Origin of the sequence: Flagellimonas halotolerans (genome assembly GCF_035818535.1) — a bacterium.
GTDB lineage: Bacteria > Bacteroidota > Bacteroidia > Flavobacteriales > Flavobacteriaceae > Flagellimonas > Flagellimonas halotolerans.
Map to the genome: position 1 here is coordinate 66843 of NZ_JAYKYV010000015.1, position 24645 is coordinate 91487.

20 protein-coding genes are annotated in these 24645 nt (G+C 42.3%); 12 read left to right on the forward strand and 8 right to left on the reverse strand.

All coding sequences use genetic code 11. The annotated features are described in order from the left end of the window. The first annotated feature begins 24 nt into the window (after window positions 1-24). The 6 genes from VM932_RS14465 (at window position 25) to VM932_RS14490 (ending at window position 9024) form a co-directional block, all read left to right on the forward strand. The gene (locus tag VM932_RS14465) at window positions 25-3168 is read left to right on the forward strand and encodes an efflux RND transporter permease subunit (protein ID WP_326279585.1); all 3144 of its coding nucleotides are present in this window, start codon (window positions 25-27) and stop codon (window positions 3166-3168) included. Window positions 3169-3186: 18 nt separating this feature from the next. Then, a complete protein-coding gene (locus tag VM932_RS14470) occupies window positions 3187-4587 on the forward strand; it encodes an efflux transporter outer membrane subunit (RefSeq protein WP_326279587.1) in 1401 nt (466 codons plus the stop codon). A gap of 11 nt (window positions 4588-4598) precedes the next feature. After that, window positions 4599-5201 carry a TetR/AcrR family transcriptional regulator gene (locus tag VM932_RS14475; RefSeq protein ID WP_326279588.1) on the forward strand — a complete coding sequence of 201 codons (603 nt, stop codon included), beginning with the start codon at window positions 4599-4601 and terminating at the stop codon, window positions 5199-5201. A 140-nt stretch (window positions 5202-5341) separates the two neighbouring features. After that, the gene (locus tag VM932_RS14480; protein WP_326279590.1) at window positions 5342-6541 is read left to right on the forward strand and encodes a pyridoxal phosphate-dependent aminotransferase; all 1200 of its coding nucleotides are present in this window, start codon (window positions 5342-5344) and stop codon (window positions 6539-6541) included. Then, complete coding sequence (locus tag VM932_RS14485; protein WP_326279592.1) at window positions 6541-7680, forward strand: AEC family transporter; 1140 nt, start codon at window positions 6541-6543, stop codon at window positions 7678-7680. The genes VM932_RS14480 and VM932_RS14485 overlap by 1 nt, the downstream gene beginning before the upstream one ends. Before the next feature lie 54 nt (window positions 7681-7734). Continuing rightward, entirely contained in the window at window positions 7735-9024 is a 1290-nt protein-coding gene (locus VM932_RS14490; RefSeq protein WP_326279594.1) for a Zn-dependent hydrolase, read from the forward strand. Window positions 9025-9029: 5 nt separating this feature from the next. Here the strand turns inward: VM932_RS14490 and VM932_RS14495 are convergent, their stop codons facing one another. Both VM932_RS14495 and VM932_RS14500 read right to left on the reverse strand, forming a co-directional pair. Then, window positions 9030-9704, reverse strand: coding sequence for a lysoplasmalogenase (locus tag VM932_RS14495; RefSeq protein ID WP_326279596.1), 675 nt, complete (start codon window positions 9702-9704; stop codon window positions 9030-9032). Further along, window positions 9698-10171, reverse strand: a complete 474-nt coding sequence (locus tag VM932_RS14500; protein ID WP_326279598.1) for a CYTH domain-containing protein — start codon at window positions 10169-10171, stop codon at window positions 9698-9700. Before VM932_RS14500 ends, VM932_RS14495 begins: the two co-directional genes overlap by 7 nt. A 27-nt stretch (window positions 10172-10198) precedes the next feature. On the opposite strand from VM932_RS14500, the gene dinB reads away from it, so the two are divergent. Next, window positions 10199-11299, forward strand: a complete 1101-nt coding sequence (gene dinB / locus VM932_RS14505) for a DNA polymerase IV (protein WP_326279600.1) — start codon at window positions 10199-10201, stop codon at window positions 11297-11299. Window positions 11300-11441: 142 nt separating this feature from the next. On the opposite strand, the gene VM932_RS14510 is transcribed toward dinB, so the two are convergent. Next, the gene (locus VM932_RS14510; RefSeq protein ID WP_326279602.1) at window positions 11442-14222 is read right to left on the reverse strand and encodes a M16 family metallopeptidase; all 2781 of its coding nucleotides are present in this window, start codon (window positions 14220-14222) and stop codon (window positions 11442-11444) included. A 225-nt stretch (window positions 14223-14447) separates the two neighbouring features. Here VM932_RS14510 and VM932_RS14515 point away from each other — a divergent pair, with 225 nt between their 5' ends. Beyond that, the gene (locus VM932_RS14515) at window positions 14448-15026 is read left to right on the forward strand and encodes a TetR/AcrR family transcriptional regulator (RefSeq protein WP_326279604.1); all 579 of its coding nucleotides are present in this window, start codon (window positions 14448-14450) and stop codon (window positions 15024-15026) included. A gap of 66 nt (window positions 15027-15092) precedes the next feature. On the opposite strand, the gene pyk is transcribed toward VM932_RS14515, so the two are convergent. The 5 genes from pyk to VM932_RS14540 form a co-directional block, all read right to left on the reverse strand. Next, window positions 15093-16535 (reverse strand): pyruvate kinase, encoded by a 1443-nt coding sequence (pyk, locus tag VM932_RS14520; protein WP_326279606.1) that lies wholly within the window; start codon window positions 16533-16535, stop codon window positions 15093-15095. Window positions 16536-16537: 2 nt separating this feature from the next. After that, window positions 16538-17011 carry an IPExxxVDY family protein gene (locus VM932_RS14525; RefSeq protein ID WP_326279608.1) on the reverse strand — a complete coding sequence of 158 codons (474 nt, stop codon included), beginning with the start codon at window positions 17009-17011 and terminating at the stop codon, window positions 16538-16540. 106 nt (window positions 17012-17117) lie between these two features. Then, entirely contained in the window at window positions 17118-17855 is a 738-nt protein-coding gene (gene rnc / locus VM932_RS14530; RefSeq protein WP_326279609.1) for a ribonuclease III, read from the reverse strand. Between the two features lie 9 nt (window positions 17856-17864). Then, window positions 17865-19115 (reverse strand): beta-ketoacyl-ACP synthase II, encoded by a 1251-nt coding sequence (gene fabF / locus VM932_RS14535; RefSeq protein WP_326279611.1) that lies wholly within the window; start codon window positions 19113-19115, stop codon window positions 17865-17867. Between the two features lie 102 nt (window positions 19116-19217). Next, window positions 19218-19451, reverse strand: coding sequence for an acyl carrier protein (locus VM932_RS14540; RefSeq protein WP_009778413.1), 234 nt, complete (start codon window positions 19449-19451; stop codon window positions 19218-19220). A 162-nt stretch (window positions 19452-19613) separates the two neighbouring features. Between VM932_RS14540 and purN the strand changes: the two genes are divergently transcribed. The 4 genes from purN (at window position 19614) to VM932_RS14560 (ending at window position 23920) form a co-directional block, all read left to right on the forward strand. Beyond that, window positions 19614-20177, forward strand: a complete 564-nt coding sequence (gene purN, locus VM932_RS14545; RefSeq protein ID WP_326279649.1) for a phosphoribosylglycinamide formyltransferase — start codon at window positions 19614-19616, stop codon at window positions 20175-20177. Beyond that, window positions 20178-20813 (forward strand): ribonuclease H family protein, encoded by a 636-nt coding sequence (locus tag VM932_RS14550; RefSeq protein ID WP_326279651.1) that lies wholly within the window; start codon window positions 20178-20180, stop codon window positions 20811-20813. Between the two features lie 237 nt (window positions 20814-21050). Further along, complete coding sequence (locus tag VM932_RS14555; protein ID WP_326279653.1) at window positions 21051-21977, forward strand: PfkB family carbohydrate kinase; 927 nt, start codon at window positions 21051-21053, stop codon at window positions 21975-21977. A 44-nt stretch (window positions 21978-22021) separates the two neighbouring features. Then, the gene (locus VM932_RS14560) at window positions 22022-23920 is read left to right on the forward strand and encodes an amidophosphoribosyltransferase (RefSeq protein WP_326279655.1); all 1899 of its coding nucleotides are present in this window, start codon (window positions 22022-22024) and stop codon (window positions 23918-23920) included. Window positions 23921-24645 lie beyond the last annotated feature (725 nt).

Genomic DNA, 24645 nt, shown 5'->3' on the forward strand with positions numbered 1-24645 from the left:
AATCATTTATAGAACAAATTATATATGTTCCAAAAATTTATAGATCGTCCTGTACTTTCCACTGTAATATCCGTAATTATTATGATATTGGGTATTCTGGGGCTTAGTACTTTACCCGTAGAACAGTATCCGGAGATTGCTCCGCCAACCGTTCAGGTTAACGCCAATTATACCGGAGCAAATGCCGAAACAGTACTAAAAAGTGTAGTGATTCCACTTGAAGAGCAGATCAACGGTGTGGAGGGCATGACCTACATGACCTCATCCGCCAGTAACGATGGGGCAGCCAACATCAGCGTATTTTTTGAACTTGGCGTTGACCCCGACATTGCAGCGGTAAACGTTCAAAACCGAGTTGCAAGGGCCAACAGCTTGTTGCCGCAAGAAGTTATAAACACAGGGGTAACTACCCAAAAGGCCCAAAACAGTGCATTGCTATTTTTCTCCATTTACTCTGAAAATGAGGATTACGATGCCACCTTTGTGGAGAACTACGCCAAAATAAACCTGGTTCCGCAATTACAACGGATCAAAGGAGTTGGTAACGTTAACGTATTTGGGGCCAAAGATTATTCCATGCGGATATGGATCTCTCCTGATAAAATGGCTGCATACAATTTGGTGCCAGCCGATATCCAAGCGGCATTAAGAGAACAGAATACCGAAGCGGCAACCGGTAAAATTGGAGAAAATGCTGATGGTATTTTTGAATATGTGATGAAATACAAAGGACGGCTCTCCGAAGTAAAAGAATATGAAAACATTATTCTAAAAACTACTGAAGACGGAGGGTTTCTTCGCTTAAAAGATGTTGCCGAAATCGAGTTGGGAGCACTAAGCTACGTTAGAAAAAACTCCGGTATGGGAAACCCCGGTGTTGCTGTGGGGGTTTACCAAACATCTGGATCCAATGCAAAGGAAATCATCGACGAAATTGAAACCATCTTGGAAGAATCAAAAGCAGGTTTTCCAAAAGGGTTGGATTATGTAATCCCCTTCAACTCCAAAGATTTCTTGGATGCCTCCATCGATCACGTTGTAAAAACATTGATCGAGGCATTTATCTTGGTGTTTATTGTGGTGTTCCTCTTCCTTCAGGATTTTAGATCTACACTTATTCCCGCCATTGCGGTGCCCGTGGCCATTGTGGGTACTTTTTTCTTCCTGCAATTGTTCGGATACTCCATCAATATGCTCACTCTTTTTGCTATGATTTTGGCCATTGGTATTGTGGTGGATGATGCCATTGTGGTGGTCGAGGCGGTACACGCTAAGTTGGAAGAAGGAGCCGACTCTGCGAAAACCGCAACCAAAAATGCCATGAGCGAGATATCTGGGGCCATTATCTCCATTACCTTGGTAATGTCGGCGGTATTCATCCCGGTTTCCTTTATCAAAGGGTCTTCAGGTGTTTTCTACCAACAGTTTGGTATTACCCTTGCCGTTGCTATTTTAATATCAGCCGTTAATGCGTTGACATTGAGTCCTGCCTTGGCGGCATTGTTCCTAAAACCTCATAATCCAGAAAAAGGTAAAAAATCCAATTTCTTGAACCGTTTTTTTAAGGCTTTCAACATTGGTTTTACGGCCATGACAAATAAATACACCAATACCATTGGTACTTTGGTGAAAAGAAAATGGATAACCCTTGCTCTCTTACTTGGTTTTAGTGCACTGGCCATATTCCTGTTCAAATCAACCCCCTCTGGTTTTGTGCCAGATGAAGACCGTGGGATGATCTTTGTTAATGTGAGCATGCCTCCGGGAACAACCATTGAAAAAACAGAGGAGACCATCATGAAGCTGGATTCCATTTATGAATCCATGGACGTGATTGACGCTAGAATGAGTGTGGCCGGGTTTAGTTTATTGAACCGAGTAAGTGCTGGGTCTTATGCATTCTCTATCATGAAGCTGAAAGATTGGAGCGAAAGAGATGCAGATTCTTTGTCCGTTAATGCGACCATGCAAAAGCTGTACGGAATTACGGCAGGTTTCAATGATGCCGAGATCATTTACTTTACGCCTCCAAGTATTCAAGGTTTTGGTACCAGTTCCGGTTTTGAGGTACAGCTTCAGAGCAAAACGGGCGAAGACTGGAATTCCATCAACGATGTAAAAAACCAATTTTTGGGAGCACTCAATGCCAGACCGGAAATTCAGTATGCCATTTCGCAGTTCGACCCCGGTTTTCCACAGTACAATTTGGACATTGACATGGAGAAGGTGAAAATGGCCGGGTTGACAGCAACCGATATTTTCAATTCGCTCCAAGGTTATTTTGGAGGTATTTATGCTACCGATTTCAACAAATTTGGTAAGCAGTACCGTGTTATGATCCAGGCCAAACCCGAAGATCGGGCCAACGAGAACTCTTTGAACCATATTTTTGTTAGGAATGCCAATGGCGAATCCGTCGCTGTAAGCCAGTTTGTGGACCTAAAGAAAATTTATGGTCCCGAGGTTGTGCAACGATTCAACTTGTTGAGTTCCGTAAGCATAACAGGAGTTCCCAATCCGGGCTACAGTACCGGTGATGCCATTACCGCTATTGAAGAAGTGGCCGCCCAAGTATTGCCAACTACCTACACCTACGATTACTCCGGCCTTACAAGGGAAGAAAGCAATGCCGGTTCACAGACCATCCTCATATTTATATTGAGTTTGGTGTTTGTTTATTTCTTGCTGAGTGCACAATACGAAAGTTATATACTACCGCTTTCCATTTTGTTGTCGCTGCCCTTTGGTATTGCAGGAGCCATTCTTTTCATCAACTTGGCAGGCTTGCAGAACAATATCTATTTCCAGATTGCCCTGATCATGTTGATTGGTCTGTTGGCCAAAAACGCCATTTTGATCGTGGAGTTTGCCCTGCAACGTAGACGGGCAGGACTATCACTTTTTGATGCTGCCGCAGATGGGGCACGTGCCAGGCTCCGCCCAATTTTGATGACATCTTTCGCCTTCATATTTGGTCTATTGCCATTGGCACTTTCATCAGGAATCGGAGCCGTAGGAAACCAATCCATAGGTGTAAGTGCTGTTGGGGGTATGCTGGTCGGAACCATTTTGGGAGTTTTTGCGGTACCTGTGCTCTTTGTTGTGTTCCAAGCGCTGCAAGAACGCATATCAGGAAAACCGGAATCCATCAAAGTAAACAATGCTTAATTACAAAGCTTAAAAAACATGAAAATAAAATCCATATATAAATTCATCCTGTTACTCTCGGTACCGTTATTGCTACAATCTTGTTTTGTGGCAAAAAACTACGCTAGACCAGAGGTAGAAACTGAGAATCTATTCAGAACGGACAATCTGCCGCAGGACAGTGTTTCCATGGCAGATGTGTCTTGGAAAGACTTGTTCAATGATGAACAGTTGAAATCGTATATTGAAGAAGGGTTAGAGAATAATATTGACATTAGGATTGCCCTGCAAAACGTAATGGCCGCCGAAGCTTACCTTAAACAAGGAAAAGCCGGATATTATCCAACCCTTTCAGGAACGGCCAGCTTCACACGGACAAAAAACTCGCGAAACAGTCAGTTTGGTAGCTTTTTTACAAGTGCCCTGGAGCAGTACGAACTCTCTGGCGCCCTCTCGTGGGAAGCCGATGTTTGGGGCAAGATCAGAAGTAATAAAAGAGCCTTTGGTGCGGCCTATCTACAGAGCGTTACCGCGCATCAAGCCGTAAAAACGGAATTGGTGGCGAACATAGCCAGCACCTACTATCAATTAATGGCATTGGATAAACAATTGGAAGTTGCCAAACAAACCTTGGAAGCCAGAAAAAACAGTCTGGAAACCACCATCGCCCTAAAAGATGCCGGTCAGGTGACCGAAGTTGCGGTAAAACAGACCGAAGCTCAAGTCCATACCACCGAAATTATTGTGATCGACCTGGAGAACAACATCAAACTTTTGGAAAACGCCTTTAGTATGCTATTGGGTGAAGGACCACAAAAAATACAGCGTGGCGACTTGGACAATCAAACCATTGATACAGAATTGAGCACCGGGGTACCTTACTTGTTACTTGCCAATCGGCCCGATGTGATGCAGGCAGAATATGGCCTCATTAATGCATTTGAATTGACCAATGTGGCCAAAAGTAGTCTATATCCCTCTTTGAGTTTATCCGCTTCGGGAGGTTTTCAGAGTTTGGAGTTTGATAATTGGTTGGATGCGAGCTCACTCTTTTCAACTTTGGTAGGTTCTTTGACACAACCCCTCTTTAACGGAAGACGGTTGCGCACCCAAGTGGAAGTTGCCAAGGCCCAACAAGAACAAGCATTGTTGAGCTATAAACAAGCATTGCTCACGGCAGGAAGAGAAGTGAGCGACGCCCTTTATACTTATAAAGCGGAAACCCAAAAAATGGAGGCCCGTTCCAAAGAACTCGAAGCCTATTCAACAGCCGAAGATTATTCCGAAGAGCTTTTGAACAATGGTCTCGCGAATTATTTGGAAGTATTGACCGCACGTCAAAATGCATTGAACTCCGAACTCAATTACGTAGATACACAATACGCCCAACTTAGCGCCATTGTGGAACTGTACAGGGCCCTTGGGGGAGGCTGGAAATAAAAACGTTTACATTGGGGGACAAAAAGGACATATTGGCCTATGCCATTGAAAACTTCACCAAGTTTGGGAGCAAAAGGTTCTCCATGGATGAACTGGCCAAAAATCTGGGTATTTCCAAAAAAACCCTCTACAAACATTTCAACAGCAAAGAAAAGCTGGTAAAGGAAAGTCTTGGGTATTACTTGGACAACATTCGGGCCAATGTGGACAATTACATGCTCGAAAACCCCAACGAGGACCAACCCCTTACCACGGTAATATTTATATATAAGCAAGGGTTGATCACCTTTCAGGAAATCAACCCCGCTTTTCTGCACGGGCTCCACAAATATTATCCCAAGGCTTATGAAGTATACGCCCAAGTAAAAAAGGACATTGTATGGAATATTGTATGCCCCCTTTTAAAAAAAGCCCAAGAATTGGGGCAAGTCAGAAATAATGTCAATGTTGAATTGGTCTGTACATTATTTTTGTCCCGAATGGAGGAGACCGTGTATTCAAAGGCCAATCTATTCGATGAATATAGCATCCACGAGTTGCTGGACCATATCATTATCAACAATCTACGGGGCATTCTCACATTGGAATATCTTCAAAAAAGCCCCTTACAATAGTACTCCTTCCTATCAATTTTCTAAATAAACCCCCCTCAATTTTAAGATATCCCTCTTTAAATAACTGATTTTTACGTTTTTAGCATTGATTTTGCCAAAATCATAGTCTAATTTTAAGTTCTTCTAAAAACTAAAAACCAATGGGAACTACAACTAACATCAACAGACGCGATTGGATAAGAAAAAGTGTGCTCACCGCAGGTGGTGCAATGGCCTTACCCTATATTGGATTGGCCGAAACGCCAAAGGCTCCATTAACCTTGGACGTCGAGGGCAACGCAATCTATAGTCCATTCTTTAAAGAATATTTGCCAAAACCTGAAGCTGTCTTGCCAGAATTGGCAGCAAAATTAAATGCCAACGAGAACCCCTACGGTCCATCCCCTATGGCACTGGAAGCATTTAAGGATTCAGCTTCGGGAGGAAATAGATATGCATGGAAGGAATTGTTCCAACTAGTGGACAAAATTGCCGACTTTGAAGGTGTTGAGAGCAAAAACATAATGATGGGACCCGGCTCTTCGGATTTATTGGAAAAAACGGCCATGGTGCTCTTTATGAACGGTGGGAACGTTGTCTCTGCAGACCCAGCTTATATGTCGCTCATTAGAGTGGCCGAATCTGTTGGTGCTTCATGGAAGCCCGTTCCATTGAAAGATGACTGGTCGCACGACCTTAAGGCCATGGAGGAAGCTATTGACGACCAAACCAAATTGGTTTATATATGTAACCCGAACAACCCCACAGGTTCCTTGACAGATCATAAGGAACTGGTGGATTTCTGTTCCAGAGTATCGGAAAAAGTTCCCGTTTTTGTTGATGAAGCCTACTTATGGTTCTTGGATGAAGGAGCCAAAAAGAGTATGGTTTCCTTGGTAAATGAAGGTAAAGACGTGATTATTGCCAGGACTTTCTCCAAAATACATGGAATGGCCGGCCTACGTATTGGATACATTGTTGCCCTGGAGGAAACTTTGGGAAGATTACAAAAAATAACTAGAGGAGGCATGGGAATTACATTGCCCTCTGTTTACGCCGCCATGGCCGCCATGGACGATACTGAGTTTATAGATAAATCTCGTACCCTGAACGCTGATTGCAGGGAATATGTTTACCAAAGCCTCAAAAAAATGGGCATCACTTCCTATGTCCCCTCTTCAACAAGTTTTATCATTTTCCCTATTGAAATGGAGGGCAGGGCGTTTTTGGAACAAATGACCAAGCTAAAAGTGGGGGTTCGCGCTTTCCAATTTATGGACCAAAACTGGTGCCGTGTTAGTATGGGAACCATGGACGAAATGAAAACCTTTACCGCAGCACTCAATAAAGTGTTGGCATAGTGGAGGTAGGAATTCAAAAAACCATTGTATTTCTTTTTTTCATCTTTATTGGGGTTTTACTAAAAGTAAAATTCAAGTCCAAAGAAGAGATTACAGGAATAAAAAAGGTAATTCTAAACCTTGCGCTGCCCGCTACCATTTTTATCGCGTTGTTGGGGGTAAAGGTAGAGTTGCATCTATTAATATTGCCCCTGTTAGCGCTTGGACTTAACCTATTGTTGTTTTTTGCCATGCCCCTTATTTTGCCCCTAATGGGCATCGGCAAAGGAACATCGGAGTTCAGAACTGCAAAACTATTGGTTCCCTCGCTTGCGCCAGGTCTATCCTCTTTCCCCTTTATTTTGGAGTTTTTAGGAGAGGAGTATTTGGCAAAGGCTGCCATGTCCGACCTTGGAAACAAGGTTTTTGTACTCTTCTTTCTGTACTTGGTCGCCATGAACTGTCACTACAACCTTCAATCCACCCAGAAAAAGAATGGAGGAACCAAACTAAAGTCCTTGATCAAAGCAATGGTTTCGGAACCTGTAAACATCTTTATTGGAGCAGCTCTGGTTTTGTTGGTCTTTGGGGTCAGCATGAATTCGCTTCCCTTTTTCTTAAGCGAGACCCTTGAAAAGCTAAGTCTGATCATGACGCCTTTGGTGCTCTTATTTATTGGATTGGCGGTCAAAATCAAAAGAAAACAGTTCTTCCAGATTTTTTCCCTGTTGTGTATCCGCGCAGGATTGGTTTTATTGATTTCAGGGATTTTCATGACCGTAACAGGAATTGAAGCTCGAAATGAAATTTTGTTGACCATAGCCTTTGGCCTAAGTGCCTGTAGTTTTTGGCCCTACGCACATATCGCTGCAGTAGATAGTATGGAGATGGACAAAAAATCCAAGAACAAAACATTCAGCAGTGATTTTGGTGTGGCCATATTGGCATTGTCATTCCCATTGTCCACCATCTTGATCTTGGCAACTTTAAACAGCGGTTCTTTCTTTATGAATCCATTAAATATTTTCATGATGGGCGTTGTGCTCATAACAGTTGGTTTTGTGATTCCATTGATCAGTGGTGTAAGCAAAAAAAAATGGTCCGAGCAAAAATTAATCAATCATGAAATAAATTCTGCTTCCACAGAAAAAGCTGCCTAGGTTTTCTGAAAAAAATTATTTTTAAATCCCTAACTTTCAAAAAATCAGGAAACCATGAAAGTACTGCTCACTAATATTTTAGCCCTTTTTGTCATTGGAGTGCTATCTGCTCAGCAACCAAAAGTCAATCAACACCGACTAGAAAAGAGAATATTTAATCTTGCTGAATTTGGACTGCAGGAAAATGGAGAAACGGAGCGTGTTGCCTTTAGTGATGCGGATATCGATGCCCGAAATTGGGTGATCAAAACCCTAAAGGGTTTTGGTATGGGGGTGAAGGTTGATGCTGCAGGAAACATTATTGGAACAAGGCAAGGAACAGATTCCTCAAAAAAGCCAATTGCTTTTGGCTCCCATATTGATAGGGTGCCCAATGGTGGGAATTATGATGGCTGTTTGGGTTCTATGGCGGCTTTGGAAGTGATTGAAACCCTTAACGAGAACAATATAGAAACCAACCACCCGCTGGAAGTTATCATTTTTCCGAATGAAGAAGGTGGTGTGATGGGGAGCAGAGCCATGGCAGGAAACCTTGGGAAATCGGCCCTTTCGGTGGTAAATTCTACGGGATATTCCATGGGTGATGGCATTATGCGCATTGGGGGAGATACCACGAAACTGGAAGAGGCCAAACGCAAAAAAGGTAGCCTAGCAGCCTTCTTGGAACTTCATATTGAGCAAGGAGGCAAACTCGAAAAAGAAAAATTGGATATTGGCATTGTCGAAGGTATTGTTGGCCTTAATTGGTGGGATGTTGTCTTTACAGGCTTTGCCAATCACGCAGGCACCACGCCCATGGATGCGAGGCAAGATGCACTGCTGGCGGCAGCCAAATATATTGTGGCCGTAAATGAGGTCACCAATAGTTTTGAAGGTTCTCAAGTAGGCACAGTGGGTCGGATTAAGGCCGAGCCAGGTGCTCCAAACGTAATACCTGGTAAGGTCATTGCAAGTTTAGAGATACGTGACCTATCCTCCGAAGTGATTCAAAAGGTATACGAGGCTATCAAGGAAAAAACGGAGAAGATAGCCAAAGCTTCCAATGTGTCCGTGAAATTTTTGCCCTTGGACACAACAGCGGAACCTGCCTTGACCAATACAAGCATTCAAAAGGAAATCGAGGCATCAGCAAAGACCCTTGGATTAACCTTTAAATATATGCCCAGTGGCGCTGGCCATGACGCTCAAGACATATCAAGATTCGCACCTGTTGGGATGATTTTTGTGCCGAGCAAGGGAGGTATCAGCCACTCGCCCAAAGAGTTTACTTCGGCAGAAGATATGGCGAATGGTGCCAATGTGCTTCTGCATTCCATTTTGTCCTTGGACAAGAAGTTAGATTGATTTGTTCAGTCTTCTGTTCTTAAAACTATTTGGCGAGTAGCGTTTGCAATCAAACCGATGCTTAACCAATAAGTAGCCAAAATCAATGGTCCCGATAGGTAAAACGGGGCCTTGAACTTGGCAAAAGCCAATAGAGTGTCCGAAAGCATAAAAAACAATACCCCCATGGCCATACATGCATGCGTATTGTTCCTTTCACGCAGGTACAAACCCACCCCTTGCAATGCCATAAACGTGATTATCCCCACATAAATGGAAACGGGCAGTAGCAAATCTCCCAAACCTGGCCTTAACCAGAAGAACAATACCCCGCCTATGCCAAAGAGTATCAAAGAGGGAATCCAATTTTTGTAGAATCCCTTATACTGGATAAATGCCACAGAGAAAAAGATATGGGCCAATAAAAATGCAACAAGGCCCAACAAGAAATAGTCTTCAAAAAGCAACAGAACATCCCCTAACAAACAGAACGCCAAGGCAATAGTTGCCATTCTGCCCAATGGTACGCAACTCTTTTTTGGGGTAAAGAATAGTAAAGCAATCATCAAAATCGTGGTCAACGGCTTGAATAGCATAAAAAGTTGCTTATGTTCGTAAAGACCAAAGTAAATAGCCAAAACGGCACTAATTACAATCAATATATTGATTGTTCCTGCTGCTTTTCGGGATCCGGTTACCATTCTCTAAATGGTTTCTTACTTAACTGGGAATTGTAGTATTGGATTTGACCGGTTACTTCCTCGCCCAACCATTCAGGCTTTTCAAAACGTTCGTCTTCATGGTTGAGTTCCACTTCTGCCAAAATGAGTCCTTTGTTCTCGCTTAAAAACTCATCCACTTCATACAAATGGTTTCCAAAGGGCACCTCAAAACGTATTTTTTCCAAAATGCCTGCTTCGCACAGATCAATGAGGTTGGTCGCTTCCGCAGCAGTAATTTCCGTTTCCCATTCAAATCTTGTGGTTCCCGATTCGTTGCTGGCCCCTTTTACGGTTAAAAAACCTTTGTCGCCCCTAATCCTGACCCTTACTGTCCGATCAGGGTCTGTATTCAAGAATCCCTGCACTATTCGGGTTTGAGATGTGGCCTTCTGCTTAAACTCATCAGATTTAACTAAAAACTTTCGTTCTATTTCCAAATGTTCCATCAAACTAAATATACCCTAAATTTGAAAATGGACTTCGATTTTCCGTTAAGAAAAATTATTCATGTGGACATGGATGCTTTTTACGCATCTGTAGAACAGCACGACAACCCGGAGCTAAAAGGGAAACCCATTGCCGTTGGTGGAGGTTCCAAACGCGGTGTGGTATCGGCTGCGAGCTATGAAGCCAGAAAGTTTGGGGTGCGAAGTGCCATGGCGGGTACCATTGCCCGAAGAAATTGCCCTGAACTTATTTTTGTAAAACCGCGTTTTGATCGCTACAAAGAGGTTTCAAAGCAAATTAGGAACATCTTTTTTGAATATACGGATTTAGTGGAACCCCTCTCTTTGGATGAGGCTTATTTGGACGTTACCGAGAACAAAAAAGGAAATCCATCGGCCACCCTGATCGCGCAAGAAATACGTAACAAAATCTTTGACAAAACAGGATTAACGGCTTCGGCCGGAATCTCTATAAACAAGTTTATAGCCAAAGTTGCCAGCGATTACAACAAGCCCAATGGGCAGAAAACGGTAAACCCCGAGGAAGTCCTTGTGTTCTTGGAAAACCTGGACATCCGAAAGTTTTATGGTGTGGGCAAGGTAACTGCCGAAAAAATGTACCGCTTGGGCATTTTTACCGGACTGGACCTAAAGCAAAAGCCCGTGGAGTTTTTAGAAAAGCATTTTGGCAAAAGCGGTAGCTACTACTACAATGTGGTACGGGGAATACACTTGAGCAGTGTAAAGCCCCATCGGATTCCAAAATCGGTTGGTGCCGAACGCACGTTTTTTGAAAATCTGAGCAGTGAAATCTTTATGCTGGAAAAATTGGGGCATATTGCTTCGGAGCTGGAAAGAAGACTTCAAAAATCGAAAATAGCGGGCAAAACAATCACCCTAAAAATTAAGTATAGCGATTTTACCTTACAGACCCGCAGCAAAACACTGCCCTATTTTATTGCAAGCAAAGACCTTATTTTGGAAACTGCCAAAGAGCTGTTGTACCAATCATCTTTAGAAAATTCCGTGCGCTTGTTGGGCATTTCTTTGGCCAACCTGAACACCGAAAAGAAAAAAGAGAGTGAGAAAAAGGAGTCGGTACTCGTTCAGCTCAAATTTGATTTTTAAAAAAGAAGCTGTCTAAAAGCTCAAAAAAAATGACTTTGTCAGGTTGATCGCAGTCGAAACCCATTGATTACGAACATCACTATAAGTTCTCGACTGCGCTCAACCTGACAATCTGAAGCTTTCAGACAGCCTCCTCTACAATTTAATTTTTAATATCCGTTTCCACGGGTTTTACCGCTGGCTTTTTGGGATTGCCATCGGCATCAATTTCTATGATGTTATCAAAACCTAGTTCATCCAATTTGTCTATAATTTCAGCCCTATCACCCACCATAAACCAATTTACCTTTTCTGGTTGTACCACTTTATTGCTCACTTTTATGATATCGTCCACAGATAAATTTCTCACATTTTGATCATACTTCTGATAATAATCGTCCGGTAAATCATATCGGACCAAATTCCTGACCGAACTGTTGACCGAGCTGTTGGTTTCCCATTGCCCGGGCAATTTCAACACCTGATTGGTTTTTACTTTTTCCAGTTCTTCACTGGTTGCGGGTCGTGTAGAGGTAAATTCGGATATTTCCTTTCTTATCTCGGTCACGGATTCAGCCGTTTTATCCGTTTGAACCGGGGCATACACAATAAATGGGCGCTCTTCTTTGGAACCAATCACAAAACCTCCGGCTCCGTAAGACCAGTGTTTATCTTCCCTTAAATTCATATTGATTCGGGACGTAAAATCACCTCCAAGAATATTTACCATTTGCTCCAAGGCTATCTCGGAAACATCCCCGTATTTTTCGGTTAAATGCCCTGCAAGGATCACGGATTGCTGCGACTCTGGGCGGTTCATCAAGTACAGGGTGTTTTTTGTATTGGTCTTTGGCTCGTTAAAAACAATGTTGGGCACATCTCCCTTTTTCCATTTGCCCAGCGTTTTTTCCAATTTGGACTTCAACTCGTTCATCTCCACATCCCCGGTAACAATTAAGGTGGAATTATTGGGTTTAAACCAAGTATTGTAGAACGCTACAACATCTTCCCTGGTCAATTTGGAAACCGTATCCTCGTAACCTGTACCGGTATATGGGCTGCTGTACGGATGATCTTCCCCATAAAGGTATTTGTTCATTACCCGTAAGGCCATGGAGATGGGTTGTGATTTTTCTTGTTTTATATCATTGATCTGCTCTTTTTGAAGCCGTTCAAATTCCTTTTGCGGGAAAACGGGGTTGAGCACAACATCCATAAATAGATCCAAACTGGCATCAAAGCTCGGCTTTAATGTGCTCATGTATACGTTTGATTCATCTTGGCTGGAAAACGTGTTCAAAGATGCTCCTAGCAACTGGAGCTGTTCATTGATTTCCAAGGCATCCTTGTCTTTGGTTCCCTCATCCATCAAATTCATGGCCAACTTGGCCGTTCCGGGGCTGGATAAGTGATCGGTCTTGTAACCTGCATCGGCCACCAAGTTTATCACTATGGTCGGTACTCCATCGCGCTGGGCCAAAACCACATTGAGTCCGTTGGATAATTGGGTGCGTTGCAGTTCTGGGAATTTTGAGCTTTCTGGCGCTCCCAGTTCTGGCAATTTGCTTCTGTCCACTGAAGACGCTACGACATCGTATTCCGGAAATGGTTTGCACACCAAAATGTGCTTTCCTTTGGTAAGCCATTTGGCCGCGGTTTTCTTTAAATCTTCAATGGTCGCTTCTTCCACATACTTCAACTTGGTTTTATAATAGGATGCATCGCCATGGTAGGTTTGATTGGATGCCAGGATATCCGAAACCCCTCCGAAGCCTCCTATACGCTCCAAACCTTTGATAAAATTGGCAAAGTAATTCGCCTTTACCCTTTTGAGTTCTTCTTCTGTTGGACCCTCTTTGATGAATTTATCGATTTCGGCCTCAAGTTCTTGCTCCAGTTTTTGGGGATCCTCTCCTTCTTTTACATTTAAATACGTAATAAATCTACTCGCTATCTCACTCGAGGCCTGAAAAGAAACGGCGGCACTTGCCGATTGATCTTGGTAAATGAATTTTTGATATAATCTTGAGTTTTTTCCACTGGTAAGAATGGCGGAAATTAAATCAAAGTGAAGGTCTTCCTTAAATCCGAACGGAGGTGTATTCCAAGCAAAGAGCACCCTGGTCTCAGGAACACGGTCTTCATATTCCTGACGGGAATCGTATATTTTGTTTGGAATATTGACCTCTTGGCGTTCCACAGTCGGGCCAGATGGAATATCTCCAAAATATTTGATTACTTTTTGATGAACCTCCTCAGCATCAACATCACCAGCTATGGCAACCACTGCATTGGCTGCACCATAGTAAGATTTGAACCATTCCTGGACATCCTCCAGAGAAGCAGCGTTAAGGTCTTCCATTTCCCCGATTACGGTCCATGAATAGGGGTGCCCTTTTGGATACATGGCTTTGGTCAAATAATCCCACTGCATGCCGTAGGGTTGATTTTCCCCTTGTCTCTTTTCGTTTTGCACCACACCTCTTTGTTCATCCAACTTTTCTTGGTCAATGGCCCCCAATAAATGTCCCATCCGGTCAGATTCCAGAAACAACACTTGATCTAAGGCGGAAACAGGTACGTTTTGAAAGTAATTGGTCCTATCCGTGTTGGTAGTACCGTTTAGGTCGGTCCCGCCAATACTTTCCAACGCTTGGAAATAATCGGTGTTGTAGTTTTCGCTTCCATTGAACATCAAATGCTCAAATAAGTGGGCAAAACCACTTTTCCCCGGTTTTTCATTTTTAGACCCTACATGATACCACACATTTACGGCAGCGATAGGGGCTTTATGGTCTTCGTAAACCAAAAGTGTAAGGCCGTTTTTTAAGGTGTACTTTTTGTAATCGATGTCAATATCATCTGCTTTGAACTGAAAACTCTGCCCATAGTTCATGGGAGCGAAGAGTAGGCCAACAATAAGGGCCAGAAGTAACTTTTTCATTTTAGGTAGTGTTTTAATTATTTGATTGATAAAATTTTATATACAATATAGGAAAATCTTCACAATCAGCACCATATTAAATAGTTAGCATTTGTTTAGGGTTTTAATAAAGCTAAGATTGCTAACTTAAACCCATATAATATTTTACGGTGGAACTATAGTTTACATAATTTCTTTATTAATTTGTAAAAGCATCCCCGTTAAAACAACCATTACATCTTTTCTATGCAGCGAAGCGATTTGCACCAACATATTATTACCACGGCGGGCAATCTTTTTTATTACCAAGGATACAATTCAACAGGCATCAACGAAATCATATCAAAATGTGATATTGCCAAAGCAACGCTGTACAGCCATTTTAAATCCAAGGAGGATATTTGTGTTGCTTATCTTAAACAGCGGCATGGTGCCTTTATGAACAGTTTAAAAGACTACGTGAACCAACGAACAGAAAGTAAAAACCAACTGCTGGCCATTTTTGACCTTTTGAGGGATATGTACCTAGAAGAAAATTTTCAGGGGTGTTGGGGCATTAAAACGCTTGGGGAACTTTCCCCTGATCAAACCACTATTTTAGGAGTGATTCAACAACAAAAAAAGGAATTGTTGCTGTATTTAGGAGAGGTCGTCGGAGGTAACATTGCCAATCTATCCAAAGCGGAAACGGAAAAAATATCGAGCGGTCTTTATCTTTTGTACGAAAGTGCCGTTACCGAGAGCCACCTGTTCAAAAACGATTGGCCCATTTTTATGGCCAAAAGCATTGCTCCCTTGCTTATTACAGACATGGATTTAAAATAATCTGCAAAAAAAGAGTAGTGCGCAATGTTTCCACTGCGCACCCTTAAGTTTGTTGATCAATACTGTTTAGAAATTACAGTTTTCTATTTCGGTTACGCGCAAGGTGTTTACCATACCTTTTTCTTTGATCGGCATTGCCGCTAGGCTCACTAGCATATCCCCAACATCCAAAAATCCTTTTTTACAAGCTATTTGGTTTACATCCTCAATGGTCTGATCGGTAGACACAAATTTGTCGTAATAAAATGCTTTTACTCCCCAAAGTAGATTCAACTGTGTCAAAATCCTTTTGTTGGATGTAAAAACAAGAATGTGCGCAGCAGGCCTCCAAGCTGAAATTTGGAATGCGGTATACCCGCTATTGGTCAATGTGGAAATGGCCTTGGCCGAAATTTCGTTGGCCATCAGTGCTGCATGGTAGCAAACAGATTTTGTAATGTATCTATTGGTACGAATGTGAGGTGGATTCTGGGGTACTTTGATCAAGCTAGAGCCTTCCACACTGGTTACTATACTTGCCATTTTCTCAATAACCTGAACCGGATAGTTCCCTACCGATGTTTCACCAGAAAGCATTACGGCATCGGCACCGTCCATTACCGAGTTGGCCACATCGTTCACTTCCGCACGAGTTGGTGTTAAACTGGTAATCATGGTTTCCATCATCTGGGTGGCAATTATTACCGGTATTCTTCCTTTTTTGGCACTTAGTACCAATTGTTTCTGAATCAATGGAACTTCCTGTGCCGGAATTTCCACACCTAAATCCCCACGTGCGACCATAAGTCCATCGGAAGCCTTCACAATCTCCTCTATATTTTCAAGGGCTTCAGGTTTTTCTATTTTAGAAATAACCGGGATTTTGTGTTCGGTGTGTTCCTTGATCAAGTTATGAAGGTCGTATATGTCTTGAGCGTGTCTCACAAAGGACAAAGCCATCCAGTCCACATCTTGACTTATTGCAAAAATGGCATCTTTAATGTCTTTCTTTGTTAGGGCTGGCAAAGAAATATCTGTATTGGGCAGGTTTACTCCTTTCTTGGATTTTAATGGTCCCCCTTGTATTACCGTTGCTACGACTTCATCCTCTCCATTGGTAGACTTTACTTCAAAAATAAGTTTGCCATCATCCAATAGAATACGCTCTCCCGCTTTTACATCCTTTGGAAAGCTTTTGTAGTTCATGTAAACCCTTTCGGCTGTTCCTTCAAAAGGCTCACCTGTTGCAAAAGTTACTTCATCACCGGGGGAAACAATTACTTCTCCGCCCATTACCCCCACTCTTAGTTTGGGCCCTTGTAGGTCGGCAAGTATGGCGGTGTTGATTTCCAACTCCTCATTAAGTTCCCTTATCATTTTAATTCGCTCAGCAACATCTTCGTAGGCGGCGTGGGAAAAGTTAATTCTAAAAACATCCACTCCTGCCAGGATCATTTCCCTTAGGGTCTCCTTTTTACTGGTGGCAGGGCCAAGGGTTGCTACAATTTTAGTCTTCTTTCTAGTTGGCATTGTTAAAAGATTAAATTTCTTTTTGATTTTAAGTTTTGTGTTTCTAATGGATACGCTGTTATCACCTTGGTTATTTGGTTGATTGATTTTAATTTTTCCGAAAAAAAGATTTCTTCATCTGCTGCATCAACTTTTAGAAAATAATCCACATCTTTCCGCTCTTTCACCAAATAATCTGTTCTTCTTGAAATGTTGTTCCCAAACAAACCCTCCGAAGGCATCACTTCTTCAATTTCGCACTTGTTCGAAATCAGTGTCCAATACACATCGTTCATTTCATCGTCCCAATCGAATATGGAGAAAGACATATTTTCATTGAGATGAAGGTCTTTTTTCATCCGTTTCAAATATAGCCCACAGGTGGAATTTATGGCATAGGTAATGGCATAATCTTCCAAATCACAGTGTATGGCGATGAGCGAAAAACTGTCATCATATAGATCAGCTGATATCTTGTGCGTTGTTAACATGCCCATAACACGAACGGTAAATATAGGCTTAATCCTAATGAATGCCTAGTTAATACAAAACAATACACTTACAAAAACGAGCGAAAACGTTTGAGTTTACCTTTATTTAAAATTACTGGTTCTCTATCTTGCTCTGCAATGCAAAATAGGCTCGTTTGGATGCCTTTTCTTCTGCCTTTTTCTTGGATGTGGCCCTAGCTTTTGCCAACATTCTATCCCCAATGGTAAGTTTTACGGCAAAGTGTTTGAGCTCATCGTTACCTGTATCCTCGTACACATTGTAATTAAAGGGTTTCTTTTCTTTTTGGCACCACTCGATCACCAAACTCTTGTAACTGATTACCTTGCCTTCGAGCTGCTCAATATCCACATAAGGCTCTATCACCCTTTCATCAATAAATTTTTCGCAGTAATTGTACCCTTTGTCCAAATATATGGCCCCTATCAGTGCTTCAAAAACATTCCCATGGATATTTTCGCCAAAATGCGCTTTGGGAATCCTGCTTTCCACAAATTTTAATAGTCCCAGGTCTTTTCCTAATTCGTTCAGGTGCTTTCGGCTCACTACTTTGGATCGCATTTTTGTGAGATAGCCCTCATCGCCCTCGGGTACTTCGTTGTACAAATATTTTGAAATGATGGTACCCAACATGGAGTCTCCCAAAAACTCCAAACGTTCATAGTTGACAGGATTTCCATTGCCGTCCTTTTGGTTCATGGAACGATGAAGGAACGCAGTCTTGTAAATCTCTATGTTCTTGGGCTTAAATCCAAGAATTCTTTTGATTCCCAAAAAAAAATCCCCATCCGCGTTTGGATGGGAATTGAATATTTTGGAAGTAAGTTTCATGTTACAAAACTACCCTATTTTTTTGAATAACACACAAGCATTGTGTCCTCCAAAGCCAAATGTATTGCTCATGGCAACCTTTACCTCTCGTTCTTGGGCCTTGTTCAAGGTCAAGTTGAGCGAAGGGTCTATTTGATCATCCACAACGCTATGGTTAATGGTAGGTGGAACCAAATTGTTTTCCATTGCCAAAATGGATGCAATGGCCTCAATGGCTCCCGCTGCACCCAACAAATGTCCGGTCATGGACTTGGTGGAGTTAATGTTGATCTCTTTGGCATGGTCTCCAAACACTTTGGATATAGCTTTCAATTCGGCAACATCTCCAAGTGGTGTAGAAGTTCCGTGCGTATTGATGGTATCAACGTCTTCCGGTTTAAGTCCGGCGTTCATTAAGCAGTTTTCCATCACTTTTACCACTCCTATCCCCTCTGGATGTGGTGCGGTCATGTGGTAAGCATCGCTGGAGAGTCCTCCACCCAATACTTCTGCATATATTTTTGCCCCTCTAGCTTTGGCATGCTCATATTCTTCCAGTATAAGCGCTCCTCCACCTTCTCCCAACACAAATCCATCGCGTGTAGCGTCGAATGGCCTGGAGGCTGTTTCTGGGCTTTCGTTTCTAGTGGAAAGTGCGTGCATGGCGTTAAACCCGCCCATACCTGCAAGGGTAACGGCAGCTTCACTACCTCCGGTCACAATAACATCACAGTGACCCAAACGAATATAGTTGAGGGCATCGATCATGGCATTGGCGGAAGAGGCACATGCAGAAACCGTTGTATAGTTGGGTCCCATGAATCCATGTTTGATGGAAATATTTCCCGGTGCTATATCGGCAATCATTTTTGGGATAAAGAATGGATTGAAACGTGGTGTGCCATCGCCCTCGGCGAAATTAATCACCTCATTTTGGAAAGTTTCCAATCCGCCTATTCCCGCTCCCCACACAACGCCTACCCTAAACTTGTCCACAACGTTCAAGTCGATTCCAGAGTCTGCTATGGCCTCATCCGAGGACACCAGGGCATATTGGGCAAACTTATCCAATTTCCTGGCTTCCTTCCGATCAAAATAATCTGAAGGATCATACCCCTTAAGCTCGCAAGCAAACTTTGTTTTAAATTTTTCGGTATCGAAATAAGTAATGGGGGCAGAACCGCTCTTACCGGTCCGTAGTCCTTCCCAATAAGCTTCCAAATTGTTACCTATGGGCGTTAACGCTCCCATTCCGGTAACCACAACTCGCTTTAACTGCATTGAACTATTTTTTTTACCCTTTAGACCTAAATTATAAAAAAAATTATCCATGTGATAACCACCACATGGATAATTTAAAATCTTCAGCGATATATCATATAATTACTTAGCTTCTTCGATGTAGCTAATGGCCTGACCAACAGTGGCAATGTTCTCTGCTTGGTCATCTGGTATTTGAATATCAAATTCTTTCTCAAACTCCATGATAAGTTCAACAGTGTCCAAGGAATCCGCTCCTAAGTCGTTGGTAAAGCTAGCTTCTGCAACTACTTCATTTTCATCTACACCTAGTTTATCAACGATGATAGCCTTTACTCTTGATGCAATGTCTGACATAATTATTGTGGTTTTAAAAATTTAAATCGTTGGCAAAAATATAAAACTTTGGATTAAATACACCATTTGTCGATAAAATGTGCTCCAAATTAAACATCTTAAATTACTGTACCTTACTTTAGCCGACGTAATTTAGTCCAAAATCATATCAATTCCTAACGAATGAAACGAATTGTAATCTTTGCATCGGGCAGCGGATCGAATGCAGAAAATATTATTTCCTTTTTTCGTGAAAAACCAGAAGTGACCGTAGCTGCGGTGCTCACCAATAAGAGCTCGGCCAAGGTTCTTGAACGTTGCGACCGTCTTGGGGTTCCCGCCTTTTATTTTAATAAACCCGCCTTTAAAGATTCTGATGCGGTCTTAAATATTTTACAAGGACTTAATACAGATTTAATTGTGCTTGCCGGTTTTCTTTGGAAGATTCCATCAAACCTTATTAATGCCTTCCCCAATAAAATTATTAACATTCACCCTGCCTTGTTGCCCAAATACGGTGGAAAAGGCATGTATGGGGAAAGAGTGCACCAAGCCGTAAAGGAAAACAACGAAACCGAAACGGGCATTACCATACATTATGTAAATGAAAATTATGATGAGGGCGCCATTATCTTTCAAGCTAAAACCACAGTGGAACCTTCGGATAATGCAGAAGCTATTGCCCAAAAAGTACACCAATTGGAATACCAGCATTTTCCTAAAGTGATTGAAAAAGTTTTATCCTAAATGGCCAAGAAGAAAAAGTTTTATGTAGTCTGGAAGGGCAAGCATCCCGGCATTTTTGAGTCCTGGGCCGATTGCAAAGCCCAAATTGATGGCGTAAAGGGGGCTCAGTACAAATCGTTCACCACTTTTGAAGAAGCCAAAAAGGCCTTCAACAGCAATTATTTAGAGTATAAAGGCAAATCCAAGGGCAAAAAAGAACTTAGCCAGGAAGAGCTGCTAAAAATCGGCGACCCCAACTACAACTCCATTGCCGTGGACGCAGCATCGAGCGGCAACCCGGGAAAAATGGAATATCGCGGTGTGGACACCAAAAGTAAACGGGTTCTTTTTCATCAAGGGCCTTTTGAGCAAGGAACCAGCAACGTAGGGGAATTTTTGGCATTGGTGCATGGTCTTGCCTTTTTAAAACAACGAAAAAGCGACCGCATCCTTTATTCCGATTCCAGAATAGCAATAGGATGGGTGCGAAAGAAAAAGTGTGGCACCAAGCTGAAAAAAACAGCCAAGAACGCCCAACTTTTTGAGCTGATAGAAAGGGCCGAGGAATGGCTCAAAAAGAACCGGTTCAACACTCCGATCGTAAAATGGGAAACCAAGGCCTGGGGCGAAATTCCGGCCGATTTTGGAAGAAAGTAGCTGTGAGACACTATACACATCCTCCTTTGAACTTGATGCTTGTACTTGTCTTTCTGTTCTTTTTTCTCTGTTCTATCTTCCCTTTTGACACTAATTTCACGAATCATCACGAATAGGTTTGCTCTTGAACTTGATGCTTGCACTTGAACTTGGGCTTGTTCCACTCTTTTTCTTAAATCCTTTGCCAATGATTCCAAATGGAATATCAAAGCGTATATTTGCAGCAAAAATTAGGGAATGGGCAAATTACTGATCGTGGGAACCTTGGCTTTTGATGCCATTGAAACACCGTTCGGGAAAACAGGAAGAATTTTGGGGGGCGCAGGCACCTTTATCGGTTTGGCAGCTTCACAATTTAAAATAGACTCCGCGATTGTATCCGTAGTGGGAGATGATTTTCCACAAGCTTATATGGATATTTTAAAAAATAGGGACATCGACCTATCCGGGGTCGAGGTGGTAAAGGGCGGCAAAACCTTTTTTTGGGAAGGAAAGTATCATAACGACCTTAATTCACGAGACACTTTGGCCACCGAACTTAACACCCTGGCCGACTTTAATCCTATTGTACCAAGTGATTACACCGATGCAGATATTGTGATGTTGGGCAATCTTCACCCAAATATCCAGTTGAGCGTAATTAATCAGATGGAAAAACGACCAAAACTCATAGTTTTGGATACCATGAATTTTTGGATGGACAATACCTGGGACGAATTGATGGCGGTCATTGCCAAAATCGATGTCATTGCCATAAACGATGAAGAGGCAAGGCAAATGACCAACGAATATTCCTTGGTCAAGGCTGCGGCAAAGATTCAGGAAATGGGCCCAAAATATGTGGTGATCAAAAAAGGGGAGCACGGAGCGCTTTTGTTCCATAAAGAAAATATTTTCTTTGCCCCTGCTCTTCCTTTGGAAGAGGTTTTTGACCCCACTGGAGCGGGAGACACCTTTGCCGGCGGTTTTGCAGGGTATTTGACCGAGGCGGAGAACATTTCTTTTGAAAGTATGAAGAATGCCATTATCCATGGATCCAATTTGGCCTCCTTTTGTGTGGAAAAATTTGGCACCGAACGGATGGTGGATTTAAAAAAGAGCGAGGTTGACGCCCGTTTGGCACAGTTTAAAGAATTGACACAGTTCAATATTGAATTAACATAAATGTTCGCCCTGAAAAATTTCGGGGCTTTTTTATTTGGTTTGTTATGAGTGATCCCATTAAGCACGAATGCGGAATATCGTTGATCCGTTTGCTTAAACCTCTGGAGTACTACAAAGAAAAGTACGGCACCGCTTTTTACGGTGTGAACAAAATGTACCTGATGATGGAGAAACAGCACAACCGTGGACAGGATGGTGCCGGTTTTGCCAGCATTAAAATGGACATGGAGCCCGGGGAAAGGTACATGAGCCGCGTACGATCGGCCCAACAGCAGCCCATTCAGGATATTTTTGCCCAAATCAACAGCCGTATCAATACCGCGTTGACCGAGCATCCTGATCGTGAAGACGATGTGGCCTGGCAAAAAAAGAACATTCCCTACATTGGTGAACTTTTGATGGGGCACGTTCGCTACGGCACCTTCGGAAAAAACAGTATTGAGAGCGTACACCCATTTTTAAGGCAGAACAACTGGATGCACCGCAACCTTATTGTTGCCGGAAACTTTAACATGACGAATGTTGATGAACTCTTCCAAAACTTGGTGGAGCTGGGGCAGCACCCCAAGGAAAAAGCCGATACCGTTACGGTAATGGAAAAAATCGGTCACTTTTTGGATGATGCCGTGGCCAAGCTCTACAAACAGATCAAGAAAGAAGGATATACCAAGAGAGAAGCATCTGCATTGATTGCAGAACGTTTGAACGTAGGCAAGATATTGAGGAAAGCCTCAAAAAATTGGGATGGCGGGTATGCCATGAGCGGACTTATTGGCCATGGTGATGCCTTTGTAATGAGAGACCCTGCGGGAATACGCCCAGCTTATTACTACCAAGATGATGAAGTTGTGGTCGTGGCTTCGGAACGTCCTGTAATACAAACGGTCTTCAACATTAATTTTGATGATGTAAAAGAACTGGACCCCGGACATGCCATTATTATTAAAAAAAATGGTTCCATGGCACTCAAACAAATTTTGGAGCCTACCGAGCGTAAGGCCTGTTCTTTTGAGCGCATCTATTTCTCCCGTGGCAGCGACAAGGAAATCTATCAAGAAAGAAAAAAATTGGGGAAACTGGTATTCCCTGAAATATTGAAGTCCATAGACAACGATTTGGAGAATACGGTTTTCTCGTATATCCCAAACACAGCAGAAACGTCTTTCTTTGGAATGGTAAAAGAGGCCCAGAACTACCTCAACAAGAAAAAGGAAGAACAGATTTTGGCCTTGGGATCAAAAATGACCGGGGAAGAGCTTCATAAAATATTGAACATTAGACCACGAATAGAAAAAGTGGCCATTAAAGATGCGAAGCTCAGAACCTTTATCACCCAAGATAGCAGCAGGGATGATTTGGTGACACACGTTTACGACATTTCTTACGGTTCGGTAAAACCTACGGACAATTTGGTTATCATAGATGACAGTATTGTTCGTGGAACTACCTTAAAGCGAAGTATCCTCAAAATCTTGGATCGCTTATCCCCAAAGAAAATAGTGGTGGTGTCCTCCGCTCCGCAAATACGTTATCCGGATTGTTACGGTATTGATATGGCCCGATTGGAAGATTTTGTAGCATTTAGAGCGGCATTGGCCTTACATGAAGAGCACGGTACCACTCATAAAATAAAGGAGATTTATGAAAAATGTCTCACACAGACCAATCCCTCAAATAAAAATGCGGTAAACTATGTACAGGAGTTCTATGCCCCGTTCTCTTCCAAGCAGATTTCCAAGAAAATTGGTGAGATTTTAAGCCCCGAAGGCATCAACGCAGAAGTGGAGATCATCTATCAGACCATTGAAGGCCTGCACAGCGCTTGCCCCAAAAATCTTGGCGATTGGTATTTTACGGGCAATTATCCAACTCCCGGAGGCAACAGGGTGGTCAACAAGGCTTTTGTCAACTTTTTCGAGGGCAAGAACGAAAGGGCTTATTAAGTAATCGAGAAAAAGGCAAAAGTGCAGTTCATCGATGAAACTAGTAGAACAGCGGGTTTTTATACAATGGCAAATCTGCAATCCTACTTTAGTGCCTGCCATAGCATAAGTAGGTTAAGTTCATGGTAAGATTTGGGGCAAAAAAGGTGGAAGCTATTCCACCTTTTTTATTTTCTGTATACTCGTAAACCTTTCACCCCCCCTTAATCTTCTTGACATTTATCAATAATCAGGCCGTGTTGTACACTTCAACGCATTTAAGGGAGTTTCATCTAAAAGCTTGGGCACAAAAACATCACTTGGCTTACTTTTGAATCACCATAGCATAAGTAGGTTAAGTTCATGGTAAGATTTGGGGAAAGAAGCCGGAGCATGCTCCGGCTTCTTTATGTTTGACTGCCAAGGTTTTAACAATTTTATCGATGAACTGCACAATTTCTTTTTCTTCATAAAAACAAAATATTTTTTAAAACCCTTTGTTATTTCTCACAATACCAGTATTTTAGTCTCGCCATAGCATAAGTAGGTTAAGTTTATGGTAAGATTTGGGACGAAAAGGGTGAGGACTTCCTCACCCTTTTCTATTTTATAGAAGCAGAAACAAAAAAAGCCGTGCACCAAGTGCACGGCTTTTTTATTTAATATGAGTGACCCGTCCTGAAATAAGTTGACAACAATTCGACTTATTTATGGAATCATCAACGAACAAAACAGTTAAGCGGACC